Here is an 11,795-nt window from a genome sequence, read left to right on the forward strand (position 1 = left end):
TTACATTAGCTATTTTAAGCATATTGCAAAAGTTTTTATAATTTTGGTTATAATGTTAAAGCTTAAAAGCATAGAAGAACTTGTTATTAAGTAAAGTGAATTTGTTTTGTGTAAATAAAAAATGGTTTGTTAGCAGTTGTTATGTAATTTAATATTGAGATGAGGGTAATAAAATTTAAGATTATTTATAACAAGATTTTGTATAATTATAGTATATATGAAAAGTAAGTTGTTTTATCACTATTTGAAGTCTAGTAAAATTGGCCTATATTGTTATATAATATTTTAATAGAGTAGTTTAATAATCAAACTTGAAATAGTAATTGTGATTAAAAAAGGAAGAAAATTAATACACTATACAAGCTAGAGATGCAAAAAAAAATATTTCCATACACTATAAGTTTTGCACAAAATTATGGAAAAAAAGGTTAATGTAATTTTTTTCTCAAATCTCTTGTGGCAGAGGCGGTAACCTCACTGTTATGTTTTTTATCTGTACATTGTTCTTTTAATAGATGCTGAACTGCAAGAACAGCAATGTCAGAAGCAGTTAACTTCAAAGACTTTATGGCTTGTTCTACTTGATGAGAAATTTTATTAACAGCTAGTTCTAAATGGCTTTCTAAAATTGATTCTATATCTTTTTTACTATTTTCTATAATATTATTATGTTTTTCACGGGCATTTTTTAATATTAAGTTAGCCTCACTTTCAAAACTTTGACTTTTTACTAAAACATTATTTAGTAATGACTGCAATTTATTTTCAACTTTTAATGATTCCTCAATATGATAGTTTACCTTTTTAGATCGTTGTGATAGAAACTTAGTAATAATTTTTTTAGCAGGATTAAAAATTAACATGAACCCAGTACAAAAAGCAATGTCAACAATAAGATTAGCAGGCATTAGAGTTTCTCCTTATACAATTGAAGGGTAATATTATGTAACTTTTGCATATCAGGATTGCAATTGAAAAGCTTATTATAGTATATTAACGCTATCTCAAAAGAAAGTTGTATTAGCTCTTTTCTAGAGCTCAATATGGTATCTTGTAATTGTTCATCTACTAATTTGAACATCTTACTTAATTCGTCATGTATTGTAAGTTTTAAATTATGCATCATATATTGCGACTCTTGAAGAGCTTCATTTATTGAATGATCTGCTACAGAGTTAACACTTTGCAATGTGAACAGTTGTTGGTTTATATGATCATGCAAAATCTTACAAAAATTGTAAGAATTGTTAAGAGAGTTTTGTGTGATGGCATATCTCTTTCTTATAAGATCCTCAATTTTTGGAATTACTAACTTGCTAACTACAAAGTATAACGACGTAAAGGAAATGATAAACCAAAATAACTGAGATAAATAAGTAGATGTATCTAATTGTGGTATTACATCCATAACTTTGTCAAGCTACAAAAATTAATAATAATGCTAATAAAAAGGAGAATAAGCCCATAGCTTCAACTAAAGCTGCACCTGTATAAACATATTTCTTTAATTTATCTTCTGTTTCAGGGTTACGTGCTAAACCATTTAACATAGTTGAGAATATATTTGCTACTCCTAACGCAGAAGCAACCATACCTAAAACACTTAATCCAACAGCAATAAATTTTAAAGAATCCATGCTTTAACCTTAAGCAAAACTTAATAATGTTATTATAACTATAATATAAGATATGTCAATTGTAAATTTAATGTGTAGTAACTGCATCAGATAAATAAACACATGTTAGTACAGTAAATATATATGCTTGTAGAACTGCAACAAAAATTTCAAATCCAATTAAGATAATAATAAAAGCAAATGGCAAAGGTGTAAGTATTGCACTCATTTTTAGTACAAAACCTGCGATTACTTTTATAATTGTATGTCCGGCAATCATATTTGCAGCTAGACGTATTGATAAACTTATAGGGCGCGCACAGTAGGTAAAAAACTCAATTGATATCATCATAGGTGCTAGCCATAAAGGTGTACCTTTTGGTAATAAAATGTTAAAAAAATGTAGTCCTTGATGCTTGAATCCTATTATAGTTACACTCAAAAACACTACCATAGATATAGCAAAAGTAACAATGATATGGCTTGTAGCAGTAAATCCTAGAGGTAAAATTCCTAATAAGTTACAGATTAAGATAAATGTGAAAACTGTGAAAACTAAAGGTATGTACTGTAAGCTAGCTTTTCCTGCATTGTTTTCTAAAGTTTCTGCTATAAAATCATATATAAATTCTACTATAAGTTGTATAGGATGTGACACTATATTTTTTCTTAATCCTAGATAAAAAAGTGCAATAACTATTACAACGGTTAATACCATAAATAAGGATGCATTAGTAAAGTCTATGTTATATCCAGCGATAGTTGGAAGTTTGAATATTGTGATAACCTTAAACTGCTCTAAGGGATTCGATGACATCTATATTCCATATAGTTATACTAATAAAACAATCATATCAATAACATTATGTTAGTCAATTACATAAAAAAGTAATTTTGCTATGATGTTATGTTAATTTTAATAATGTGTTGCAAAATATATTCTGCTTAAGACTACAATATTGTCCTAATGGGCATATATTTGAATGTTTTTATGGAAAAAAATAGCTTATTATTTTTAAAAACTATACTTTTTACTTCAGAATTAAAGTTGCCAAAAATTGTTGCTATAATCTTATGTGTTAGATAATAATTTTATTATTCTGTTTTTATTTAAAAATTTGTTGATTTTATTTTGTGTAATTTGAATGACATATTACTGTAGTATTCAATAATGTTGGTTGTAATGTTATTCATGCTGAAGTAATTAATAAGAAAGCTTATATACACAGTTGTTATTATAATAATACAGTGGATTTTAATGTAAGGTTTATATGATTCTTATACAAACGCTTTGTGATGTTAATAAGTAGTCCTTTATAGATGAATTTTAGCCGCTAATTAAAGGGATTATATTTAATTTACAGATTGTTAATTAGCATGCAGTTATGGAAACAATTAAAATTGGTGACATTAATTATTGAATATAAACTAAGTATATAACAATAATATTTTTTGTAAGTTAATTAATGTTTTTGTACCTACAATGTTTTATTAATTATGTTAAAAAATACGTGGTTGATTGCTTAGAGGTTTTTATTGTGAGGTACGTGTGATATATTAGAGTGTTATTTTACTTTTTAAAGTTATGTATGATAGATTTCTAAAAAGGTCCTTATTGTGTAAAGGTATAAATGATTATTTGGACGTAGTAAAGAATGTTATAAACATTATACATATAGATAAAAACTTGATATCTCATTTCTGTGATATTATCAAATTTCATAGTCATAACAGTTTTGTGGTCGCGGATATAAATACAGCTAATATTTTAGATAAGCGTGTATTTGATATGTTTAATCATTATATTATTCCAGGGAGGTTTTGTGCTTCTGAAACACTTGTAGATCTTATTGTAAAAAAGGCTAAGGGATTTGACTTAATAGTGGCGTTTGGAAGTGGGACCATAAATGATATTTGTAAATATGCAAGCTATATTGAAAATAAAGACTATATTGTATTTCCTACAGCACCATCTATGAATGGGTATACTTCATTAAATGCATCTATTATAATGAATAATGGTAGAAAATATTCTTTTAATGCCCATTTACCAAAGGCGATATATATTGATGTTGATGTAATAGTCAATTCTCCTAAAAGATTAATTGTTAGTGGTTTTGCAGATTTTATTTGTCGTTCTACAGTACAAGCAGATTGGCTAGTATCACATTTTTTGTTAGGAAGCGATTATACAGAATTGCCATTTACAATTAGCAAAGAAAGCGAAGATGAACTTATTGATAGCTATTTAGGGTTAGTGTACAATGATAAAAGTACTGTGATGACGTTAATGCAAGCATTAATTTTATCAGGGATAGGAATGCTTATTGTGAAAAGTAGTAAGTCTGCTAGTCAAGGTGAGCACATGATTGCTAGTAGTATAGAATTATTAGATCCAAATAATCATTTATTACATGGAGAAATGATAGGTGTTTCAATGATGATTATGTCACGGTTACAACATAAAATATTGAATATCTTGCCAGAAATTAACGCTACTGTAGTAAATAAAGATGATATAATAGCGTGCTTTGGAAATAAGCATGTTGAGGATTTTTGGTGTATATTATCTAATAAGATGATAAATCATGCAAAAGCGGAAATGTTAAATGAGGTTATTAGAGAGAAATGGAATGATATTGTAAATTTAATTAGTAAGAATGTGTTGAATCCAAATTTCATTGAGAAAATGTTTTTAGAAATAGAATGTCCTCATAATATCAAGCATACAAATTGGAATGTAACTAATTATAGACAAGTTGCAAATTTAGCATTTGTTACTAGAGATAGGTTTACTTTTCTTGATATAGCTCATCACATGGGTATATCTGTAGTGTAAGTATCTAGCTTAATGAAAGTTATATATAAATTGCATACAAAATATGGCCTTCATAATAATATGCACAGAATTTTATTCTGCATAATATATAGAAGGTACTTATTTTTTATTCGTAATTTTGGTACGTCAATTACAAATTTATTTCGGTTATAAATAAAAGATTAACCATATGTTTATGGTTTTTCAATTATAGTTCTCTGTTTTTTTGTATTTACCGTTTAACATTATATAATTTTGCTCCTTTTGTAAGTACATTTTGTATGTTAGCTTGAAGAAAATTTGAGTTTTCTAAATTAGCACCGGAAAAATTTATATTGTATAATTTTGAATGCGAAAAATTGGAAAAACTTAAATTAGCATTAGTAAAATTAACGTCTTTTAATGTAAGCGCTGAAAAATTAGCATTATTTAATATGGAATTAGAAAAGTTAATTCCATCTATTTTTAATTTTCTAAAATCAAAATGTGAATAATTTATGTCAAGTATTTTTGTAGATGTAAAAAAATCTTGTAAGTCTTTAGTAGAATTAATGGCTTTATTATTAGGTGAATTTCTATTATCAATTATTATTGTTTTGTTAAATGTACAATTTTGAAATTGAGATTCAAGTAAATCATTTTTGTACAAACTAGATGCATTAAACTGAGACTTGATAATATGTGTTTTTTGCAATGTGTTATTAAAAAAGCTTACTTTATTGAGTTTATTTTTTGCAAAAGTTATATTATTTAAAATGTTATTACTAAAATTAGAAGATTCTAAAGTAGATAATAACCACAATGAGTTTTCCGCATTTATGTTTTTATATATTGTATTTGTAATTTTACTATAACTGATACTTGCATGGGATAGATTACTATTATAAAAATTTACATTGTTTATTACAGAGCTGTTCATTGATATCATGCTAAGGTTATTATTAGTAATATTAGTGTTGTGAAATGTCGCTCCGCTAAAAAAAGACAGTGACATGTTGTTATTAAAAAGGTTTATTGTATTAAAATTTGAGTGTCGTGCATCTATTTCTTTCATTATAGACTCTGTAATTGTAGAATTATTTAACTGTGCATTAATTAATGTTGCATTATTTAAAATAGCGTATGATATTGCTGTATTATTAAATACTGTTTTGTTAAAATTAGCATTTGTAAAGTTTGTGTAATTACTATCTACGGCATGTATTTGTGCATTACTTAAGTTTGTGTTATAAAAATTGGCTGAATATATACTTGATACTTCTAAGTTTGTGTGACTAAGATCACTGCCTGTTAAATCTGCAAAGTCTAAATTTACACCATACATTATAGTGTTTTTGAGTGTAGAATTTTGGATTCTTGAATTGCTGAGATTTGCTCCAAATAAGTTTGAATAGGATAAATCACTATTTTGTATAGTGATATCTTCAGCTTCTGAATCATGAAAGTTTGCATTTTGAATTACGGAGTCTAAAATCAATGTAGATAATAGTTCTGTGTCTGTAAAATAAGTATATAATCCTTTGGACTTTTCTATAATAGAATGACGCATATCTGCGTTATTAAAAAGCGCATAGCTAATATTAGAAGTATGTATGTGTGTTTTATTCAGATCTGTTGATGTGAAGTTTGCAAATTGTAAATTTGATTCTTTGATAATAGATTTACTCATATCTGCGTTAGTAAAGTTTGCACTTCTGGCATCTGAGTTGTTAAAAACAGAATTTGATAAATTACTACGCTGAAAATTTGCTTGGACTAAAACAACATCTTTAAATATTGATCCTCTGATATCTAGGTCGCTAAAATCTGCTCCAGATAAATTGCTGCCAAACTCTTTTTTAAAGTCTAAAGGAATACCTTTTGCGTGGCACTTAACTATAAAATCTTCAAAATGTTTTTTAGTGTATGTTGTAAATTTAATATTTTTTATATTGTCTAAAAGGGAAATCTTAGCATTGTTATCATGTGCATAACTAATCTGTATTATGATAATGCTAAAAATCAATAAGTTAAATATATATGCTGATAACCTTATTAGGTGATATGGTAATGCTATAATAATATTCATGTTAAACATTGAGTTTTGTAAGTTAACTATATAGAAGTTAAAACTTTATTGTAAATAATAAGTGTCATAAAATTATTAACTATCATTGTTATAGATAATCTTTTAAGATAATAAGTTTTAACATTAGAACCGTAATCTCTTGAGTTGTAAAGTGAAAAGTAACATAAATTATTATACATTAATGATATTAATATTGCCTTTTTGTATAATGTGTGCGCTTGGTACTTGGCAAATTTTTCGGTTTAAGGAAAAACTTAATATTATTCATAGTATGAAGTCATTACCTATCGCATTGCCAAACGATGATGTAAAAAAATATGCGTATAAAAATGTTATTGCTAGAGGGAGCTTTGAAGTAGGGAGCTATTTTAATGTTTTTGCTGGTAATGCAGGTTATTACTTTTTACAGCCTTTTAAACTTATTGATGGTCGAACTATATTAGTAAATAGAGGAATATTAACTGATTATAAAAATCTAGTTGATAAATTAGATGGCAAAATTATAAATATTAATGGTATTATATATTGTGACTTTGATAAGAAGGTTAGATGGTTTTTTAAAAACGATCCTGCAAATAATGTATGGATTTGGTTTGATATTAATAGTATGGCTAAGGTTTCTAATATTCAATTAGAAGCTTGTATTGTGTGGGCTGATAACACATGGTTATTAAGTGGGTTAAAACCTAATATGACTTTACAAGTACGTAATGACCATTTGGAATATATAATTACCTGGTATTTTCTTGCTATCGTTTGGGCTATTTATTGTGTTAGTTTTGTGCGTAAAAAAAAATGTGTATAAATAAGTAGATTATGTTTTAAATTTTTTAATAATATGAAATGTGATAATTAACTTAAGCAATGTTGTAATTCAAGGTACTCTATAGGACTTTTATTAGCTGTTATTTGTTGTAATATTACAAAATATGTGGAATTTGTTTTGTGGATGGATTATTTCTGTATTCTATGCAAGATACAAATAGGATCTGTAATGAATTAATAGTAGATTAAAGTGTTTTTTAATAATCTATAGGATGTAAAAAAAACTAACATTTAGTAATTTTAAACTTTGAGTAAATATCAATATTAGAGCATTTGAGTGTTAGTAAGGTATAATTATGGTGCTTTTTTTATTATTTAACAAACTACTGTATACTTGTAAATTTTCTAAAACGCGCTGTACGTAATTTCGAGTCTCATGAAAAGGTATTGATTCAATCCAAGTGACTACTTGTTCTATAGACTGAAAGTTACTAGGATTACCTAGATTTTTTATCCATCGATCAACATTATAAGGTCCTGCATTATAGGCAGCAATTGATAATATTAAAGAGTTGTTATATTTTTGTAATATTGTTTTTAAATATGAAGAACCAAGTGCTATATTATATTGAGGATCTTTTAAATAGTCTTTGTGATATTTGATATGAAGTTTTTTTGCTATGTATATAGCAGTATATGGCATAATTTGCATTAATCCTGTAGCAGATGATCTTGAGACTGCATCTTGTTTAAAAAGACTTTCCTGTCTTATAATAGATAATATTATTGCTGATGGTATAAATTTATGGAAAGTATATAATGGATATAAGCTTCTTAATACTGTTGCCTGTGATTCAATAGTTTTTGCACTTTTAATTGCTACATTAAAGTTATTATTTAGTAAATGAAGCTCTGTAATAATTCCCATTTCACCCATGCTTTTTGCGTTTTTTATAGCATGATATGTGAAAATTTCAGAAATATTATTGTTAGTGTTTGTTTGTGATAATAAATATGCAATTTTAGCGAAGATATTGTTTTTACAGTTTAAAAAGTCGTTAGTACTATATGTATAATTGTAGCTTAAATCTACGTAATTAATGCCTGTTTTTATTAATGATAATTGTCCATAAAATGTTGTTTTATATGCAGAAGATTTTTTAAACCATTTAGTAGCTAAACTAGTTTGCTTTAAAGATTCTACTGAGCGTGCAGCCCAATATGCTGATCGACTATATTCTATATGTGTTTTGGAAATATTGTATAAGTCAGAAAAGTGTTTATACGCAGCTTTATAATCTTTTAAAAATTCAAAAGATATCCATCCTGAAAGCCAATAAGATTCAGCTAATATTGAGGAATTACTGGTTTGATTGTAGTGTTTTATTAGTTGATATGCAAAAGTATAATACTGTGATAGCCTATTATATAAAATCTTATAAATATATATTTTATATATATACCATAACTCTTGTTGGTAATCATGGGTGTAAGGTATTAAAGATATTAAGTATAATATTGTGTCATTGATGTCGTGATTTTTATTGTGCAATACTAAATAATCATATAGTATTCCAAAATTAGATTTTTCATGTAATTTAATATATTGAATATGTTGATGAGAACTATTAGTGTTTCTTTGAAAAGCTATTCGTGTATAGATAAGTTGTAGGATATTTTGTGGTAAAATATCTGTTATTACAGCAGTGATTTTTTTATTCCATAGTAGCTTATCTACTAATGTAGCAAAAGAATCTGAGGAAAGAATATTATAGTTTAAAAATACGGTTCTTTTTATGTTGCTGCAATGAGGTTTCATGGTGTTCAAAGAGTGTGTTACTGTGACTTGATGTTGAATTAAAGGTGGCCATTTGGGATGTAATTTTGTAAAATTGCTAATTATTTCATTAGATGGACAATTATTGTATATTTGTAACCAATCAGCAAATATGAGAAAGTCTTTACTAAGCTTTTTTGCATGTTTTTGTGCAGTACTGTAGTCTTTATTGTAAGCGGAATTTAGTATTGATTTAAAGTTTTCTATTTCTATATCAGATATGTTCCATGGTACTGATATATTGCCATGAGCACAGTTGAAAAATAAACATGTATGTGCTATTTGAAAAAAAGTAAAGATAATCTTGTTTATATATTTGTACATTAGGTTATTTTTCTGGTTATAAATTTAGTGTAAATATTGTGATTCATAAGATTTAGATAATGGTAAAGTATATATAAGTAAGTATAAGTTTATAACGTTATTATATAATGCGTTTGGTAATATGCAAAATATAAGGCATATTTTTGATAGCATGGATAGCTATATTAAGTTATATCTAGAAAGTGTAACTCTATTGAATGTTAGCAATCTTAGCTATGGTATTAATATTAAACCAAATATATGTATTTGTGCAGGATATGTAAAAAAGTTATTTAATGTGACTTTATATATTTAAATTACTATGTGCTGCTTTGATAATAAATAGGTTTTTGTATTAGTTGTATATTTTAGAAGTATTTTTGTAATATATCCTTAGCAGTATTATTACAAATAGGCATCCACCAATAATTGCCGTTATACCTCCAAATGCAAAACAAATTTTTGCTAATACTGATACAGTGTTAGGTAAATATGTTACTTTACGTAAAGCTCCATAACCACCTAATATCTGTAATCCAGTGATGTGTAAAAATTGCCCTATGCTATAGATATATATTTGACAATTACTAAGGTGTATATTGACTTGACAAAGATTTAATTTTGGTATTAGCCAGTATAAGAATCCCATAAATGCTATAGTCATTCCTACTATAGATCCATGATAGTGTGCAGGTATTGTAACAGTGCCATTTATGCTCATGATTCCTAGAATACCACCATATGTAAATAATATGACAGAACATAATAGATGATGATTATGGTACTTTATTAAGGATTTTATATTATATAGTACAAGTACAATTAGAAATATAGGTATTATTCCTTCTGCAACACGCATATGCCATGTAAAGAAATTTACTAAAGATGGTGAAGTAATAGGATATAATGCATAAGAAAAAACGGCAAAAATTACAGAAATAGTGTTTATGTAAAACACCACTTTTGAAATATGTAAGAGTTTTTTATTTATCATTATAAGATATACTATAAGTAATGCTTGACTAAAAACAGCTTGTAGTAAGTGTCCACCTCCCCAAAATAGATTTTCATAGAATAACAAGTTGTCAGAAGTTTTATCAATAGTTGTATATGCAATAATAAAACATGCAATAACAGTGATAAACATAATTGCGATTCCTTTTACTCCTGTGAATATAACATGTTTGTTACAATTAGAATATTGTACTGACAATATAGAATTTAGTGTAATACTTAGTAAAAATAACCATAAGCCTATAAAGAATGTACAATTGTCAATAACAGGAATATAGTTATTTTTAATGGCAACAGTATTTGGCATAAAGGCGGACAAAATCATTAAAATGGTGCCGCAAAAAGATAATATCCATAGGTAGTGCAAAAATCTTGTATTTGTATTGTTATTAATTATTAAATTTGAAATTATGGCAATAATGGAGCACATCCAGACTAGTACTGATAAATTCACATGTATTACAAGAGATATATCAAATATGTTATTGTATGAATATAAAAGTGCTTTAAAAAAGGGTAACCTTAAAAGAACTATAATAATTGATAGTATTCCAGATACAGATAATGCACATAAGCCTAAAAATAACCATTTTTTACATAGATTAAAATTGCTGTTATTGATGAATTTCATTATTAAAAATTATGACAAATATACAAATACTACCGATTTAAAACTTACTTTGATGTTTTATATAAAATATATTATACATATCATTATAGTGTTAACCCGTAAAGATCTTTGATGTTTAAAATGTTGAAGTTATATTATTAGAATGAAATAATTTGGATTATATGTATGGTGAATTATTTGCGTAAGGTTTTGCCTAACCTATTAACAGTGTTTAGGATGATGGCAATTCCTGCAATAGTGATAAGTTTTTATATAGAAAATAGTAATTCTTCTATTATAACACTTACTATATATGTTTTTGCATGTATTACAGATTTATTTGATGGATATCTTGCACGTATGTGGAAGACACAGTCGAAATTTGGTAAGTTGTTTGATCCAATAGCTGATAAACTTATTTTTATATCTACTGTTATTATGTTAACTTACATACATAAGATTACGAGTATTACTGTAATATTTATTATTATAATGATATGTAGGGAAATACTAATTTCTGGATTACGTGAATTTTTAATTACTATGAATATAAAAGTGCCTGTAAATAAATTAGGAAAGATCAAAACGGTAATTCAAATGGTGGCTGTTGGGATGCTCATTGTAAACGATAAAACTGTTATACTTATTGGTGAAGTAATGTTAGTTGTTGCAACAATATTGACTGTATATTCTGGATATGTGTACGTATGTATAGCCTTTAAAAGAATTAGTGATTAAATATTCAAAAGTGTTAGTTATTACAA

At 26.5% G+C, this 11,795-nt stretch carries 10 protein-coding genes; 3 read left to right on the forward strand and 7 right to left on the reverse strand.

The annotated features are described in order from the left end of the window. Positions 1 to 428: 428 nt before the first annotated feature. From NLO413_RS03755 to NLO413_RS03770, 4 genes are all read right to left on the reverse strand, one after another. On the reverse strand, positions 429 to 908 hold the full coding sequence (locus tag NLO413_RS03755; protein ID WP_045809154.1) for a F0F1 ATP synthase subunit B family protein: 480 nt from the start codon (positions 906 to 908) through the stop codon (positions 429 to 431). Then, positions 908 to 1,408, reverse strand: coding sequence for an ATP synthase subunit B family protein (locus NLO413_RS03760; protein WP_045809155.1), 501 nt, complete (start codon positions 1,406 to 1,408; stop codon positions 908 to 910). The genes NLO413_RS03755 and NLO413_RS03760 overlap by 1 nt, the downstream gene beginning before the upstream one ends. 7 nt (positions 1,409 to 1,415) lie before the next feature. Beyond that, positions 1,416 to 1,637, reverse strand: coding sequence for a F0F1 ATP synthase subunit C (locus NLO413_RS03765; RefSeq protein ID WP_045809156.1), 222 nt, complete (start codon positions 1,635 to 1,637; stop codon positions 1,416 to 1,418). A gap of 67 nt (positions 1,638 to 1,704) precedes the next feature. Next, on the reverse strand, positions 1,705 to 2,433 hold the full coding sequence (locus NLO413_RS03770; protein ID WP_045809157.1) for a F0F1 ATP synthase subunit A: 729 nt from the start codon (positions 2,431 to 2,433) through the stop codon (positions 1,705 to 1,707). A 768-nt stretch (positions 2,434 to 3,201) separates the two neighbouring features. Between NLO413_RS03770 and NLO413_RS03775 the strand changes: the two genes are divergently transcribed. Continuing rightward, positions 3,202 to 4,455 (forward strand): iron-containing alcohol dehydrogenase, encoded by a 1,254-nt coding sequence (locus NLO413_RS03775; protein ID WP_045809158.1) that lies wholly within the window; start codon positions 3,202 to 3,204, stop codon positions 4,453 to 4,455. A gap of 211 nt (positions 4,456 to 4,666) precedes the next feature. On the opposite strand, the gene NLO413_RS03780 is transcribed toward NLO413_RS03775, so the two are convergent. Then, entirely contained in the window at positions 4,667 to 6,502 is a 1,836-nt protein-coding gene (locus NLO413_RS03780) for a pentapeptide repeat-containing protein (RefSeq protein WP_052690391.1), read from the reverse strand. A 181-nt stretch (positions 6,503 to 6,683) separates the two neighbouring features. Between NLO413_RS03780 and NLO413_RS03785 the strand changes: the two genes are divergently transcribed. After that, positions 6,684 to 7,307: an SURF1 family protein gene (locus NLO413_RS03785; protein ID WP_045809159.1), complete on the forward strand. Its 624-nt coding sequence runs from the start codon at positions 6,684 to 6,686 to the stop codon at positions 7,305 to 7,307. Positions 7,308 to 7,607: 300 nt separating this feature from the next. Here the strand turns inward: NLO413_RS03785 and NLO413_RS03790 are convergent, their stop codons facing one another. Together NLO413_RS03790 and NLO413_RS03795 are read right to left on the reverse strand one after the other, a co-directional pair. After that, positions 7,608 to 9,428, reverse strand: coding sequence for a lytic transglycosylase domain-containing protein (locus NLO413_RS03790; RefSeq protein ID WP_045809160.1), 1,821 nt, complete (start codon positions 9,426 to 9,428; stop codon positions 7,608 to 7,610). Positions 9,429 to 9,762: 334 nt separating this feature from the next. Then, complete coding sequence (locus NLO413_RS03795) at positions 9,763 to 11,052, reverse strand: cbb3-type cytochrome c oxidase subunit I (RefSeq protein WP_045809161.1); 1,290 nt, start codon at positions 11,050 to 11,052, stop codon at positions 9,763 to 9,765. Positions 11,053 to 11,217: 165 nt separating this feature from the next. Between NLO413_RS03795 and pgsA the strand changes: the two genes are divergently transcribed. Then, positions 11,218 to 11,769: a CDP-diacylglycerol--glycerol-3-phosphate 3-phosphatidyltransferase gene (gene pgsA / locus NLO413_RS03800; protein WP_045809162.1), complete on the forward strand. Its 552-nt coding sequence runs from the start codon at positions 11,218 to 11,220 to the stop codon at positions 11,767 to 11,769. Positions 11,770 to 11,795 lie beyond the last annotated feature (26 nt).

Origin of the sequence: Candidatus Neoehrlichia procyonis str. RAC413 (assembly GCF_000964795.1) — a bacterium.
GTDB lineage: Bacteria > Pseudomonadota > Alphaproteobacteria > Rickettsiales > Anaplasmataceae > Neoehrlichia > Neoehrlichia procyonis.